This is a genomic window from Micromonospora haikouensis (genome assembly GCF_000876225.1).
GTDB classification, from domain to species: Bacteria; Actinomycetota; Actinomycetes; order Mycobacteriales; family Micromonosporaceae; genus Micromonospora; species Micromonospora haikouensis.
The window spans coordinates 3,761,872-3,776,495 of record NZ_JXSX01000001.1 but is presented as its reverse complement, the minus strand read 5'-3'; the positions used below and the strand labels follow the sequence as shown (position 1 = coordinate 3,776,495).

The 14,624-nt window shown below is 75.0% G+C and carries 13 protein-coding genes; 8 read left to right on the top strand and 5 right to left on the bottom strand.

Annotated features, from left to right (window positions below; translation table 11 throughout):
• Positions 1 to 49: 49 nt before the first annotated feature.
• Both TK50_RS15440 and TK50_RS15435 read right to left on the bottom strand, forming a co-directional pair.
• A complete protein-coding gene (locus tag TK50_RS15440; RefSeq protein WP_043963365.1) occupies positions 50 to 1,297 on the bottom strand; it encodes an RNA polymerase sigma factor in 1,248 nt (415 codons plus the stop codon).
• Positions 1,298 to 1,302: 5 nt separating this feature from the next.
• Positions 1,303 to 1,653 (bottom strand): YciI family protein, encoded by a 351-nt coding sequence (locus TK50_RS15435; RefSeq protein WP_043963364.1) that lies wholly within the window; start codon positions 1,651 to 1,653, stop codon positions 1,303 to 1,305.
• Between the two features lie 153 nt (positions 1,654 to 1,806).
• Between TK50_RS15435 and TK50_RS15430 the strand changes: the two genes are divergently transcribed.
• From TK50_RS15430 to TK50_RS15400, 7 genes are all read left to right on the top strand, one after another.
• Positions 1,807 to 2,280, top strand: a complete 474-nt coding sequence (locus TK50_RS15430) for an ArsR/SmtB family transcription factor (protein WP_082106335.1) — start codon at positions 1,807 to 1,809, stop codon at positions 2,278 to 2,280.
• Positions 2,277 to 2,924, top strand: coding sequence for an SRPBCC family protein (locus tag TK50_RS15425; RefSeq protein WP_043963363.1), 648 nt, complete (start codon positions 2,277 to 2,279; stop codon positions 2,922 to 2,924). Before TK50_RS15430 ends, TK50_RS15425 begins: the two co-directional genes overlap by 4 nt.
• A gap of 77 nt (positions 2,925 to 3,001) precedes the next feature.
• The gene (locus tag TK50_RS15420) at positions 3,002 to 3,553 is read left to right on the top strand and encodes an NADAR family protein (RefSeq protein WP_199486032.1); all 552 of its coding nucleotides are present in this window, start codon (positions 3,002 to 3,004) and stop codon (positions 3,551 to 3,553) included.
• Between the two features lie 174 nt (positions 3,554 to 3,727).
• Entirely contained in the window at positions 3,728 to 4,243 is a 516-nt protein-coding gene (locus tag TK50_RS15415; protein WP_043963360.1) for an NUDIX domain-containing protein, read from the top strand.
• Positions 4,244 to 4,400: 157 nt separating this feature from the next.
• Positions 4,401 to 5,807, top strand: a complete 1,407-nt coding sequence (locus TK50_RS15410) for a selenium-binding family protein (RefSeq protein ID WP_043963359.1) — start codon at positions 4,401 to 4,403, stop codon at positions 5,805 to 5,807.
• On the top strand, positions 5,804 to 6,460 hold the full coding sequence (locus tag TK50_RS15405; RefSeq protein WP_043963358.1) for a hypothetical protein: 657 nt from the start codon (positions 5,804 to 5,806) through the stop codon (positions 6,458 to 6,460). Before TK50_RS15410 ends, TK50_RS15405 begins: the two co-directional genes overlap by 4 nt.
• An 82-nt stretch (positions 6,461 to 6,542) precedes the next feature.
• Entirely contained in the window at positions 6,543 to 7,892 is a 1,350-nt protein-coding gene (locus TK50_RS15400) for a molybdopterin-dependent oxidoreductase (RefSeq protein WP_043963356.1), read from the top strand.
• A gap of 103 nt (positions 7,893 to 7,995) precedes the next feature.
• Here TK50_RS15400 and TK50_RS15395 read toward each other — a convergent pair whose 3' ends face one another.
• Positions 7,996 to 10,062 carry an ABC transporter ATP-binding protein gene (locus tag TK50_RS15395; protein ID WP_422119929.1) on the bottom strand — a complete coding sequence of 689 codons (2,067 nt, stop codon included), beginning with the start codon at positions 10,060 to 10,062 and terminating at the stop codon, positions 7,996 to 7,998.
• Positions 10,063 to 10,288: 226 nt separating this feature from the next.
• A complete protein-coding gene (locus TK50_RS15390; protein WP_043963355.1) occupies positions 10,289 to 12,040 on the bottom strand; it encodes a M28 family metallopeptidase in 1,752 nt (583 codons plus the stop codon).
• Positions 12,041 to 12,275: 235 nt separating this feature from the next.
• On the opposite strand from TK50_RS15390, the gene TK50_RS15385 reads away from it, so the two are divergent.
• Positions 12,276 to 12,836, top strand: coding sequence for a hypothetical protein (locus TK50_RS15385; RefSeq protein WP_043963354.1), 561 nt, complete (start codon positions 12,276 to 12,278; stop codon positions 12,834 to 12,836).
• 89 nt (positions 12,837 to 12,925) lie between these two features.
• On the opposite strand, the gene TK50_RS15380 is transcribed toward TK50_RS15385, so the two are convergent.
• A complete protein-coding gene (locus tag TK50_RS15380) occupies positions 12,926 to 14,584 on the bottom strand; it encodes an FAD-binding dehydrogenase (RefSeq protein ID WP_043963353.1) in 1,659 nt (552 codons plus the stop codon).
• Positions 14,585 to 14,624: the final 40 nt, after the last annotated feature.

Below are 14,624 nucleotides of genomic sequence, written 5' to 3'. Positions count from 1 at the left end.
TGATTTCGGAGACGATCGTCGGCGTGTCGGCTCACTTTTCGACAGACGATCATGGGGGTGCGAGCGCCGCCAGGCGGCGAGCGAGGTGGGTGCGTTCGCGGGTGTTGGCGGTGTGGGCGATTGCTGTCTCGTACGCCTCTTGGGACTCCTCCAGGCGGTCCAGGCGGCGCAGCAGGTCGGCGCGTACCGCATGGTAGACGTGGTAGCGCAGCAGCGGCGAGGCTGCGCCGCCCAGCTCGTCGACGACCGCCAGGGCCTCGGCGGGGCCGCGTACCTCCGCGAGGGCCACCGCCCGGTGCAGCGCGACGACGGGGCTCGGCGCGAGGGCGGCGAGGTGGTCGTACAACTGGAGGATCTGGGCCCAGTCGGTGTCGGCGGCGCTCGACGCGTCGCCGTGCACGGCGGCGATCGCGGCCTGGAGCTGGTACGGGCCGGGGCGGGCGCGGCGCAGGCAGCGGCGCACGAGCGCGTGCCCCTCGGCGACGAGGGCGTGGTCCCAGCGGCTGCGGTCCTGCTCCGCCAGCGGGACCAGATCGCCGTCGGGGGCCGTGCGGGCGGGGCGACGGGACGCGGTGAGCAGCATCAGGGCGAGCAGGCCGAGCGTCTCGGGCTCGTCGGGCATCAACTCGACGAGCAGCCGGCCGAGCCGGATCGCCTCGGCGCACAGGTCGTCGCGGACGAGGTGCTCTCCGGCGCTGGCGGTGTGCCCCTCGGTGAAGATCAAATAGACCACGGCGAGCACCGCGCGGAGCCGGTCGGGCAGGTCCGCGTCGCGCGGGATGCGGTACGGGATGCCGGCGTCGCGGATCTTGGCCTTGGCGCGGACCAGGCGCTGGGCCATGGTGGGCTCGGGCACCAGGAAGGCGCGGGCGATCTCGGCGGTGCTCAGGCCGCCGAGCAGCCGCAGGGTCAGCGCGACCCGCGCGGCCGGGGCGAGCGCCGGGTGGCAGCAGGTGAAGAGCAGCCGGAGCCGGTCGTCGCGCACGGGCCCCTCCTCGGGCGGTTCGGCGGGGGCGTGCAGCAGGGCCGCCTCGGCGTGCCGCCGCGCCCGGGTCGCCTCCCGGCGCAGCCGGTCGACGGCCCGGTTGCGGGCGGTGGTGATGATCCAGCCGTCGGGGCTGGGCGGCGTGCCGTCGACCGGCCAGCGCCGCACCGCCTCGACGAACGCCTCCTGGACCGCCTCCTCGGCGAGGTCGATGTCGCCGAGGAGGCGGATCAGCACCGCGACGGCGCGACCGTGGCCGGCGCGGAAGGCGCGCTCGACGTCGGTGGATCCGACGTCGGTGTGCCCGGGCACGCCGGTCAGGACCCGCCCGCGAACGGACGGACCTCGACCGGCAGGGTGGTGGCCCGCGCGTAGCGGCGGCCCCAGTCGAGGGCGACGTCGAGGTCCGGCACCGACACGATGGTGATCCCGCCGAGGTACTCCTTGCCCTCGGCGAACGGACCGTCGGTCACCAGCATCCCGTCGCCGTCGGCCCGCAGCACGGTGGCCGTCTCCGGCGCGTGCAGGCCCTGCCCGAAGACCCAGGAGCCGGCCTCCACCAGCTCGTGGTGGATCGCCTCGACCTCCCGCATCACCCCGGCGAGGAACTCCGGGTCCGGCCGCCCCGTGTCGGCCGGGTGATAGATGCTGATCAGGTACTGCCCCATGTGGTCCTCCTCGGTCGCGCGGCCGGCACACTGCCGGCCCCCACCTCCACCCTTCACCCTCCATACGAACGGGACCGGCCGGGATCGACACGCCGCCCGAGGAGTTTTTTGTCACCCTCGGCTTATATAAGGCAGCTCTGATATAAAAGGGGGGTGCATGCCTTCGACGTGCTGGGCGAGCCCGTACGCCGGCGGATCCTCGAACTGCTCGCCGAGGGCGAGCGGAGCGCCGGGTCCGTCTGCGAGGTGATCCGGGCCGAGTTCGGCATCTCCCAGCCGGCCGTGTCCCAGCACCTGCGGGTGCTGCGCGACAGCGGCTTCGCCACGGTGCGCCCGCAGGGGGCCCGACGGCTGTACGCGGTCAACCCGGAGCCGCTGCGCGAGGTCGACGACTGGCTCGGCCACTTCCGCCGGTTCTGGACCCCGCCCCTGCACGCCCTGGCCACCGAGCTGGCGCGGGGCCGCCGGGAACGCCGCCTGGCCGCGGAAGCCGACAGACCCGGGGAGCCCGCCGGGGCCACGCAGCCCGCCGGGGCCCAGGAGCCCGCCGGGGCCTCGGCGTCCGCCGGGGCCTCGGCGTCCGCGGCACCCGAGAACGAGAGAGTCGAGCAGAGGAGACCAGGATGATCGACGCGACGCACCAGATCAGCGCCGTGGAACGTCGGGTGGGCAGCCGCGTGCTGCCCGCCGGGCAGGCCCGGGTCATGACCATCAGTCAGACGTACGACGCGCCGGTCGAGGACGTCTGGGACGCCTGCACCAACGCCGACCGCATCCCGCGCTGGTTCCTGCCCATCAGCGGCGAGCTGCGGCTGCACGGCCGGTACCAGTTCGAGGGCAACGCGGGTGGCGAGGTGCTGCGCTGCGACCCGCCGGAGAGCTTCGCCGCCACCTGGGAGATGGGCGATCAGGTGAGCTGGATCGAGGTGCGGCTGTCCCCGGAGCCCGGCGGCCGGACCCGGTTCACGCTGGAGCACGTCGCGCACGTCGACGACGCGATCTGGGACCAGTTCGGGCCGGGTGCGGTCGGGGTCGGCTGGGACATGGGGCTGGTCGGGCTGGCCACCTACCTGCACTCCGGGGACGGCGGTGACGACAACCCGGCCGCGCGGGGCGCCGAGTGGGCCGCCTCGGCCGAGGGCCGGGAGTTCCTGGTGACGGTCAGCCGGCTCTGGGGCGAGGCGAGCGCGGCGGCCGGCACCGATCCGGCCCAGGCCGCCGCGGCGGCACGGCGGACCACGGAGGCGTACACGGGGGCCCCGGCCGGCTGACCCCCGAGGGCCCGGTCGGGCCGGTCACGGGGTAAACCGGCGGCGCGGTGTCGGGGGCGTTCGGCAGACTGTCGGCCATGTCGCCCCGCTCCGTCGCCGATCTGGTCGCCCTGCACGACGCCGGCACCCGCGTCCGCTACCTGCACTTCTGGGGGCACCGCCCCCGGCCGGACGGCACGGCCGGGGCAGGCTGCCTGAGCCAGTGGTGGCCCGCCCCGTTCACGGTGGACGGCCGGGTCTTCGCCACCGCCGAGCACTGGATGATGTGGCACAAGGCCACCCTGTTCAGCGACCACGACACGGCGGCGCGCGTCCTCACCGCCGGGCACCCGCAGCGGGCCAAGGCCCTCGGGCGCGCGGTCCGCGGTTTCGACGAGGCCACCTGGGCGGCACATCGGTACGACATCGTCGTGGCCGGCAGCGTCGCGAAGTTCGCCGCGCACGACGACCTGCGCGCGTTCCTGCTCGGCACGGGCGAACGGGTGCTGGTCGAGGCGAGCCCGGTGGACCGGGTGTGGGGCATCGGCCTGACCGCCGGCGACCCCGACGCGCAGGACCCGGCCCGCTGGCGCGGCGACAACCTGCTCGGCTTCGCCCTGATGGCCGCCCGCGCCGCCCTGCGCCCCTGACGCCCACCAGCACCCCGCGCCGCCCTGCGCCCCTGAGCCGCCCACCAGCGCCCCGCGCCGCCCTGCGGCCCTGACCCGCCCCCACCAGCACCCCGCCCTGCCCCGGCAAGCCGGCTGGCACCCGGGCTGGCACCCGGGCCGGAGGCGCGCGGCCGACGCGGTAACGTGCCGGGCGTGACCGGCGCACCGTACTCCCACTGTTCCTACTGCGGCGCGGGCTACCCGGCGGCGGCCGACTGGCCCCGGGTGTGCGCGACCTGCGGCCAGACCGTGTGGCGCAACCCGACGCCGGTGGCGGTCGCGGTGCTGCCGGTGCGCACCGACGCCGGCCTCGGCGTGGTCGTGGTCCGCCGGGACATCGAGCCCGCGCGCGGGCTGCTCGCCCTGCCCGGCGGCTTCATCGAGTACGGCGAGGCGTGGCAGGAGGCCCTGGTGCGGGAGCTGCGGGAGGAGACGGGGCTGGTGGCGTCCGCCGACGACGCGCAGCTGTTCGCGGTGCACGGGGCGCCGGCGGGCGGCACCATGATGGTCTTCGGGACGCTGCCGGAGCAGGCCGCCGGGCAGTTGCCGCCGTCGGCGCCGACGGAGGAGGCGACCGAGTGGCTGGTCGTCACCGAGCCGGTGGAGCTGGCGTTCTCCACCCACACCCGGGTGCTCGCCGACTTCCTCGCCGCCCACCGGGCGGCCTGAGCGGGCGATCCCTCAACCGGCGCGACCTGACCGAGGGTTGGGACGACCACGCCGGCACACTACCCACATAACCTATCGGGTTAGTAGGCTGCTCTCGCCCGCGGCCGCCTCGGCGTGCCCGCACCTGGAGCCGCCCACCACCCGACCCGGAGACCCGATGACCCGCTGGACCCCCGACCCGTCGTTCTACCCGTCGCCGCGCGAGGCCGCGCAGGCCCCGGCCGAGAAGCTGGCGTACGTCGCCGCGTTCGACCGCGCCGCTGAACGGCCCGACGCGCTCGCCGTGCTCGACACCGACCCCGACTCCCCCGAGTACGGGCGGGTGGTCGGCTGGACCGACCTGCCGCACACCGGCGACGAGCTGCACCACTTCGGCTGGAACGCCTGCAGCAGCGCGCTCTGCCCCACCGCGCCGCACCCGCACGTCGAGCGCCGCTACCTGATCGTCCCCGGGCTGCGCTCTTCGCGCGTGCACGTGTACGACACCAAGCCCGACCCGCGCGCGCCGAAGCTGGTCAAGGTGATCGAGCCCGGGGAGCTGGCCGAGCGGGCCGGATACTCCCGCCCGCACACCGTGCACTGCGGGCCCGACGGCATCTACCTGTCCGCCCTCGGCGGGGCGGGCGACGCCGACGGCCCCGGCGGCATCGCGATCCTCGACCACACCACCTTCGACGTACGCGGGGCGTGGGAGGCCGACCGGGGCCCGCAGCACCTCGCGTACGACTTCTGGTGGCACCTCAACCACGACGTGCTGGTGACCAGCGAGTGGGGCACCCCGTCGATGATCGAGGACGGGATCGTCGGCGAGCTGCTGCTCGGCCGCCGGTACGGGCACGCGATCCACTTCTGGGATCTGGCGAAGCGGCGGCACGTGCAGCGGGTCGACCTCGGCGACGCGTACCAGATGCCCCTGGAGCTGCGCCCCGCGCACGACCCGACGCAGACGTACGGCTTCGTCGGCGTGGTGATCAGCGTCGAGGACCTGTCCGCCTCGATCTGGCTGTGGCACCGCGACGGCGAGGCGTGGGCCGTGACCAAGGTCATCGACATCCCCGCCGAGCCGGCCGACGCGGCGGACCTGCCCGACCTGCTCAAGCCGTTCGGGGCCGTGCCGCCGCTGGTCACCGACATCGACCTGTCCGTGGACGACCGGTTCCTCTACGTCTCCTGCTGGGGCACCGGCGAGCTGCGCCAGTACGACGTCAGCGACCCGTTCCACCCGGTGCTGACCGGCTCGGTGCGCCTCGGCGGGATCGTGCGGCGCACCCCCCACCCCGGCTTCCCCGACGAGCCCCTGGCCGGCGGCCCGCAGATGGTGGAGATCAGCCGCGACGGCCGCCGGGTGTACGTGTCGAACTCGCTGTACGGCTCGTGGGACGACCAGTTCTACCCCGACGGGGTGGGCGCGTGGCTGGCCAAGCTGGACGTCGACACCGAGGCGGGCGGCCTCACCCCCGACGCCCGGTTCTTCCCGCGCGGCGAGGAGTTCCGGGGGCTGCGGGTGCACCAGACCCGGCTGCAGGGTGGCGACGCGTCCTCCGACTCGTACTGCTTCCCGTGACCGCGACGACCTGGCTGACGCTGGCCGGGCTCGGCGCGTTCCACGGGCTGAACCCGGCCATGGGCTGGCTGTTCGCGGTGGCCCGCGGGCTGCAGGAACGCAGCCGGCGGGTGCTGCTGGCGTCGCTGCCGCCGATCGCGCTCGGCCACCTCGTCTCCGTCGGCGTGGTGGCCGCGCTGGTCACCGCCACCCGGTCGGTCGCGGCGAGCACCGCCGTGGCGGTCGCCGGCGGCGTCCTGCTGGTCGGGTTCGGGCTGTGGCGGCTGCTGTCGCGCCGGCACTTCCGCTGGGCCGGGATGCGGCTGTCGAACGCGCAGCTCGCCGGCTGGTCGTTCCTGATGTCGTCGGCGCACGGGGCGGGGCTGATGCTGCTGCCGGTGCTGCTCGCCGAGCCGGTCGCCGGCGGCGGGCACGCCGGGCACCTGACGGCGGCCGGGGCGCTGCCGGGGCAGGCCGCTGCCGGGGCGCTGCCCGGGCTGGCCGCCGCCGGGGTGCACACGGTGGCGATGTTCGGCGTCGCGCTGGCCGCCGCCGTGGTCGTGTACGAGGTGCTCGGCGTCGGCGTGCTGCGGCGGGCGTGGTTCAACGTGGACCGGCTGTGGGCGGGGGTGCTGGTGGCCGCCGGGGTGGTGACGCTGGTCGCGGCGACCTGAGTGCGACGGGGTGGCGCCCACCGACCGGCAACTCCTACTGATTCAATAGGAGTTAGCTGTCGCCGAGCCGGAGGGAACCCCGATGCCGCACCACCTGTCGCACGACGAGGCCGACCACGACGCCCGGCGGGCCCGCCAGTGGCTCGCCGGGCGGGCCCGGGGCGCGGGAGTCCCCCGCGCGCGCCTGCTCGAACTCGGCGCGGCGATGACCGCCCTCGCCGCCGCCGCGGCCGAGCGCGAGCCGGTCGCCGTCGCGCCCCAACCGGTCGGCACCGACCCCGGGGCGACCGACTCCGGGGCCCCCGGGCCCGGCTCCGGGCCCGCCGCGGACGCGGGCGGCGGCCCGTCCGGCATCGTCAAGCCGCTGCCGGCGCAGCTGTTCGCCCGGCACGACACCAACGCCGAGATGCGCTGGGAGGCGATGGCCGGGCAGGGGTACGTCGTGCCGACCGACCGGTTCTTCGTCCGCAACCACACCCACACCCCCCGGATCGACACCGGCACGTGGCGGCTGAGCCTGTTCGGCGACGGCCTGCGCGGCGCGCCCACCCGGGACCGCCCCGTCGAGTTCGGCTACGACGACCTGCGCCGGCTGCCCGCCGAACGGGTCACCGCGCTCGTCGAGTGCGCCGGCAACGGCCGCCGGTTCTTCGCCGGTCAGCAGGGCCGGCCGACGCCCGGGGTGGCGTGGGGGCTCGGCGGCGTCGGGGTGGCGCACTGGCGGGGCGTGCGGCTCGCGGAGGTGCTGCGCCGGGCCGGGCTGACCGGCGCGGCCGTCGACGTGATGCCGGAGGGCCTGGACCCGGAGTACGTCACGGGCGGCGTGAACCTGGGCCGGGTCCGCCGCCCCCTGCCGGTCGGCAAGGCCCTCGACGACGTGCTGCTGGCGTACGAGATGAACGGCGAGCCGTTGCCGCCCGACCACGGCCACCCGGTGCGGGTGGTGGTGCCCGGCTGGATCGGCGTCTCCTCGATCAAGTGGGTCGGCCCGGTCGAGGTCTCCGCCACCGCCCTGTTCTCGCCGTGGAACACCCAGCTCTACCGCATGTTCGGCCCCGGCTACCCGGCCGACGGCGCGGCGCTGGGCGCGCAGTCGGTGAAGAGCGCCTTCGAGCTGCCCTGGGACGCCCGCGTCCCGGCCGGCGCGGAGGTGCTGCTGCGCGGCCGGTCCTGGTCGGGGGCGGGCCCGATCCGGTCGGTGCAGGTGCACACCGGCGACGGCGGCTGGCGACCGGCCGAGCTGGTCACCGCCGACGCGGGCGGACCGTGGCAGCGCTGGACGGCCCGCTGGCGGCCGGCAGGCCCCGGCCCGGTGACGCTGCGCGCGCGGGCCACCGACGCCACCGGCGCCGGCCAGCCGGCCCGTGCCCGGCACAACGACCTCGGATACCTCTTCGACGGCGTCGTCCGGCACCCGGTGACGGTCTGCTGACGCCACTGTCCCGGCGGCCGGTGCGCGGCGCTTCCGGTGTCGACGGCCGGTGCGCGGAGCCTTCCCGTCGCCGGCCGGCACGGCGGCGTCTTCGGGGCGGCGGTCAGTGCGGCGGGGCGGCGCCCTCGGTGTCGGCGACGTAGCCGCTGGCCTGGAGGTGGAACAGCTCCCGGTAGAGCCCGTCGGCGGCGACCAGCTCGTCGTGGGTGCCCTGCTGCACGAGTCGGCCGCATTCCAGCACGAAGATCTGGTCGGCGTGCCGGACGTTGGCCAGCCGGTGGGTGATCAGCACGACCGCCCGGTCCGGACGCCGCCGCAGGTGCTGGAAGAGGGAGTGCTCCGCGCGGGCGTCGAGCGCCGCCGACGGCTCGTCGCAGATCAGCAGCGGGGCGTCCCGGTAGAGGCCACGGGCGGCGACGAGGCGCTGCCACTGGCCGCCGGAGAGGTCGTGGCCGTCCTTGAACTCGCGGTCGAGCAGCGTTTCGTACCCGAAGGGCAGGCCGACGATCATGTCGTGCGCGGCGGCGGCCCGGGCGGCGTCCTCCACGCTGGGCCCCCGGTGCCCGGCGGGCCGGTCGTGCCGGCCCACGCGGATGTTCTGCCCGGCGGTGAACGGGAACTTCCACCACTCCTGGGTGAGCACGGCGACCTGCGCGCCGGCCTGGCGCGGGTCCAGCTCGGCCGCGTCGACCCCGTCCCAGCGGATCGTCCCGCCGGTGGGCCGGTACAGGCCGGCGATCAGCTTCGCCAGGGTCGTCTTGCCGGAGCCGTTCTCGCCGACGAGGGCGACCACCTGCCCCCGGCGGACGGCCAGGCTGACCTCGTCGACGGCCGGCCGGTCGGTGTCCGGGTACCGCAGGCTCACCCGGTCCAGCTCGATGACGTCGAACCCGCCGGTCGGCCGGTCGCCCCCGGCGGCGGTCCGGCCGACCGCGCGGTCGAGGAAGTCCCGGTAGTCCTGGTAGTAGAGGGCGTCCTCGTAGAGCGAGTTGGTGGCGAACACCGCGATGCCGAGGCTGGAGCGGGCGGACTGCAGGGCGATCAGCGCCGTCGCGGCGGCGGCGAGGGCCACCATGCCGGCCAGCAGCAGGCCGGCGAGGACCGCGTACACGCCGAAGGTCGCCAGGCCGGCGGTGGCGGTGCCGAGCACCCTGGTCCGGGTCTGGACGCGGACCAGGCGCAGGTGGGCCCGCGTCTCGGTGGCCATCATCTTGCGGTATTCGCCGAGCAGGAAGTCGCGCATCTGGTACGCCCGGATCTCGGCGGCGGTGTGCCGGTTGGCCATCAGGTTGGCCAGCATCCACATCCGGCGACGACGGTTGATCCGGGCCAGCATCTCCAGGTACTGCCGGCGGGCCGTCTTCACCGCGGTCGCGGCCTCGGGCACGGCCGCCAGCAGCAGGCAGGGCAGCAGCAGCGGCTGGATCACGGTGACCGCCGCGGCGGTGGCGAGCACCCCGACCACTCCGGTGATCAGGTTGACGGTGTGGTCGACGACGAACGCCGCCTCCGTCACCCCGCGTTCGCGGGCCCGGTCCATCTCCTCGGCGAACCCGGCGTCGTCGAACGCGGCCAGGTCGACGGCCGTGGTCGCCTCGAACAGCCGCAGCTCGACCTGGTAGTTGATCTGCGGCGTGAGGCGGGCCTGCGCCCAGCCGGCCGCGATGGTCAACGCGCCCTTGGCCGTCACGGCCGCCGCCGCCAGGGCCAGGGCCGGCAGCGCCGCCCGGATGCGGTCCGGCGTCGGGCCCGCCGCGAACAGCGCACGCAGCACGCCGGTGGTGGCCAGCAGGCCGAGGGTGGTCATCACCCCGGCGGCCACGTTGAGCCCGATGGACGCGGCCGTGTCCCGGCGGCTGGTCGCCCAGGCCAGGGCGACCGCCTCGCGGACCAGCCGGGGCAGCCGGCGGGCCACCGCCCAGAAGGTGGTGTGGGCGAACTCGGTCGCGTGGTGCATCCACGCCCGGTCCTCCAGCTCGGGCAGCACCGACGCCTCGGCGGTGTCGGGCGCGCCACCCGCCGGCGCGGCGCCCTCCGCCGTTCCGCCCGCCGGCGCGGCGTTTTCCCGCGCGGGGTCCCCCGACGTGGGGGCCGTGCCGGGGGCCGTCGGCGTGGGCTCGGCGGGGGTGGTGGCGTCGGGTGATCGGCGTTGGCGGACGGCTCTCTTCACGGGCACCTCCGAGGCGGGCGCGGGCCGCGCGACCGGCGGCACACCGACGACCACCGGGAGCCTACTGTGCGCGACCGATCGATGTCAGCACGTCATCGGCATGTCGAACACGTGTCGCAGCCCGCCCCGTTCCCCGGCCGGCGCGGGGCGGCTCTCGCCACCCCGCGCCGACGGGAAGGGAACCCTGCTGTGCCGCAGGCGTCAACAAGGGGCCCTTCCCTGCACCTCAGCTGGCGGTGAGGGTGACGTCGTCCACGACGAAGCTGGTCTGCAGCGACGAGTCCTCGACGCCGGTGAACGTCAGGGTGACCGTCTGGCCGGCGTACGCGGCGGCGTCGAAGGTGCGCTGGGTGTAGCCGGTGGCCTTGTTGAGGTTCGAGTACGTCGCCAGGGTGGTGCCGCCGACGGCGACGGTGAGCTTGTCGTACTGCCTGGTCGAGGTGGTCTCGGCGGTGTCGATGTGCAGCCAGAACGACAGGGTGTACGTGGTGCAGCCGGCCGGGACGGTCAGCGACTGCGACAGCGTCTGGGTGCGGCTGCCGCCGTACCCGCCGAGCCACGCCTTGTACGAGCCGGCGTGCGCGGCCTGGCTGGCCGAGTTGGTGATGACGCCCGAGGACGCGGTCCAAACGGTGGCGCCGCTCTCGAAGCCGGAGTTGCCGACCACCTGGCCGCCGGCGCAGCCGCCGGTGCCGGTCACGGTGACGCTGTAGGTGGCGGTGCGGGTCGCCGAGCCGGTGCCGGTGACCGTGATGGCGTAGGTGCCGGTGGCGGCCGAGGCGGAGGCGGCGATCGTCATCGTGGACGAGCCACCGGAGGTCACCGACGACGGGCTGAACGACACGGTCACCCCGCTGGGCGCGCCCGTGGCGGACAGGGCGACGGTCTGGGCGCTGCCGGAGGTGGTGGCGGTGGAGACCGTGGCGGTGGTGGAGGCGCCCCGGGCGACGCTGCCGGACGTCGGGCTCACCGCGACGGAGAAGTCGTTGGTCGGGGTGCCGCCGCCGACAGCCTGGTCCCAGATCGCGTACGCGATGCCGTCGGCGCTGCGGTTGAGCCCGGTGGCGTTGATGTTGCTGGTGGTGTCGCAGGCCCGGTGGTAGCACGGGTCGTAGGACGAGCCGGCGGTGCCGCCCCACTTGGTGGCCTGCGCGGAGGTCTTGGTGGCGCTGGCGCCCATCGCGTACCCGGAGGTGGGGATGCCGGCCTGCTGGAAGGAGTAGTCGTCGGAGCGGCCCTGGCCCTCGACGTTCTCCTCCGGCGACAGGCCGAGGGAGTCCCAGTACGCCTTCAGCGGCGCGGCCGTGGTGGAGGTGACCCGGTTGATGAAGTAGCCGCCGTTGGTCGAGGCCACCATGTCGAAGTTGTAGTAACCCTTGATGTAGCCCTTCTGGGTGGCACTGAGCGAGTTCACGTAGAACTTCGAGCCCTGCAGGCCCTGCTCCTCGCCGTTCCACCAGGCGAACCGGACCCGCTTGGTCAGGCCCGGGTTCTGCTGGGCCAGCACGAGGGCGTTCTCCAGCAGCACCGACGAGCCGGAGGCGTTGTCGTTGATGCCGGGGCCGGCGGAGACGCCGTCGAGGTGCGCGCCGAACATGATGACCTGGTCGGCGGGGGCGCCGCCCGGCCACTCGGCGATCACGTTGTTGCCCGAGTAGGTGCAGCTGGTGCAGGTCTGCTCGGTGACCGTGTAGCCGGCGGCCTGGAGCTTGCTCTTGACGTAGTTGACCGACGCCGTGTAGCCGGCGGAGCCGGAGCGACGGTTGCCGCCGTTGCTGGTGGCGATGCTCTGGAACTGGCTCAGGTGGGCCTGGACGTTCGTCACGGAGATGTCCGGCGCGGCCAGCGCCGCGACGGCCGGGGCGGCAGCGGGGGCGGCGGGGACCTCGGCGGCGGTGGCCGGCAGGGCCGCCGTCGACGTGGTCAGCGCGAGAGCCGCGGCGAACGCCAGGCCCGCTGTCACTGTGGTGCGTCTCATGGGTGCTCCTCGGTGCAGGTAGGGGGTGTCGTGCACCTGGGCGTGACCGGACCCCGCTCGCGAGGGTGGGGCGGGCGGGGTCCGGCGGCGTGGCGAGGGGGCGCCGCGACGTTCGTTCCAGGGAAGGAAACACTTACACGCGTCGATTCAGCGGTCAATATCCATCATGGTCATACTGATCCGCTGATCACCCCGCGTCGCGGCCGGCGCCTGCCGTGGATCTAGGCTGCCCGTCATGCTGTCACTCGATGACCCGCGCTGGTCGGAACTCGACCACCGCAGCCAGTCGGCGGGCCGGCGTTCGCCGGACGCCCCGTCCGTCCCCGACGAGCTGCGGGCGCTGCGCGCCGACCCCACGGACCAGGAACGGTTCAGCGACCTGTGGCCGTACCTGTGCTCCGAGGACACGGCCTGGCCCGCCGCCTACGCCGCGGTCCCCCACCTGGTCGACATCGCCCGCGAGCTCCCGCCCGGTGAGCGCGACGAGTACCTGATCGTGGTCGGCCTCGTCGTCGCGTGCTCCGGGGAATACGGGGAGGTCTCCGACGACCTGCCCGACGATCTCGCCGAGGCATACCGGCGGGCCCTGCCCGAGGCCCTGCCGCTGCTCGCCGAGACGCTGGCCGGCGGGCCGCACGACGACGTCGAGACCCGTTACCTGCTCGCCACCGCCGCCGCGCTGAAGGGCCACCCCGAGCTGGCCGAGCTGCTCAACGACCTCGACACCATCGAGTGCCCGGCCTGCGGCGAGCCCGTCTTCGACGACTCGGACGCCGAGGAGGAGGAAGAGGAGTGAGCGCGGCCGGGTAGGCGGACCGCCCGGCGGACGCACGCCGCCGCCTCAGCGCGAAGCGGCGGCGCGGCCCGTCAGCGCTCGCGGGCCCGTCAGCGGGTCGCCGCGGCGGCGGCCCGGCCGGCCTGCCGACCCGAGAAGAGGCAGCCGCCGAGGAAGGTGCCCTCCAGCGAGTTGTAGCCGTGCATGCCCCCGCCGCCGAAGCCGGCCACCTCGCCGGCCGCGTACACGCCGGGCAGCGGCTGCCCGTCGGGGCGCAGCACCCGCCCGTCCAGGTCGGTGTGCAGGCCGCCGAGGGTCTTGCGGGTCAGGATGTTGAGCCGCACCGCGATCAGCGGCCCCGCCGCCGGGTCCAGCAGCCGGTGCGGCGGGGCCACCCGGATCAGCCGGTCCCCCCGGTACGCCCGCGCGCCCCGGATCGCCGTGACCTGGGCGTCCTTGCCGAACGGGTTGGCGATCGCCCGGTCGCGGGCCTCGACGGTCCGGCGCACCTGCGCGGCGTCCAGGGTCGGGCCGTCGTCGGGGGCGACGAGGTCGTTCATCCCGGCCACCAGGGCCTCCAGGGTGTCGGCGACGACGAAGTCCGCGCCCCGCTCCAGGAACGCCGCCACCGGGGCCGGGGTGCCGGCGCGGGCCCGCTCGATCACCTGCCGGACGCTGCGGTTGGTCAGGTCCGGGTTCTGCTCGGAACCGGAGAGCGCGAACTCCTTGGCGACGATCCTCTTGGTGAGCACGAACCAGCTGTGGTCGTGGCCGGTGGCGCGCAGGTGGCGCAGCGTGGCGAGGGTGTCGAAGCCGGGGAACAGCGGCGCGGGCAGCCGCCTGCCGGTGGCGTCCAGCCACAGCGACGACGGCCCCGGCAGGATCCGGATGCCGTGCTGCGGCCAGATCGGGTCCCAGTTGCGCAGCCCCTCGACGTAGTGCCACATCCGGTCCGGGTTGATCACCTGCCCGCCGGCGGCCTCGGTGATGCCGAGCATCCGCCCGTCGACGTGGGCGGGCACGCCCGAGACCATCCGCTTCGGCGGGACGCCGAGCCGCGCCGGCCAGGCCGCCCGCACCAGGTCGTGGTCGCCGCCGATGCCGCCCGAGGTGACGACCACGGCCTGCGCCGCGTACGTGAACTCGCCCACCTCGACCCGGGAGCTGGGCGCGCCGCGCGGGACGTCGCTGGGCTCCAGCACCGCCCCGCGCACGCCGGTGACCGCCCCGCCGGTGGTGACCAGGCCGTCGACCCGGTGCCGGAAGCGCAGCCGCACCCGGCCGGCGTCCACCGCGGCGGCCAGCCGGCGGGCGAACGGCTCGACCACGCCGGGGCCGGTGCCCCAGGTGACGTGGAACCGGGGCACCGAGTTGCCGTGCCCGTCCGCCGCGCCGCCGCCCCGCTCGGCCCAGCCCACCACCGGGAAGAGCCGGTGCCCCATCGACCGCAGCCAGGACCGCTTCTCCCCGGCGGCGAAGTGCACGTACGCCTCGGCCCACCGGCGCGGCCAGTGGTCCTCCGGGCGGTCGAACGCGGCGCTGCCCAGCCAGTCCTGCCAGGCCAGCTCCACCGAGTCGCGCACCCCCATCCGCCGTTGCTCGGGCGAGTCGACCAGGAACAACCCGCCGAACGACCACCACGCCTGGCCGCCGAGGTTCTGCTCCGGCTCCTGGTCCAGCAGCAGCACCGTCCGGCCCGCGTCGGCGGCCTCGGTGGCGGCGACCAGACCGGCCAGGCCGGCCCCGACGACGATCACATCCGCATCCATGCCGGAACCCTACGGACCCGGGTGCCAAAATCAGTGGTAC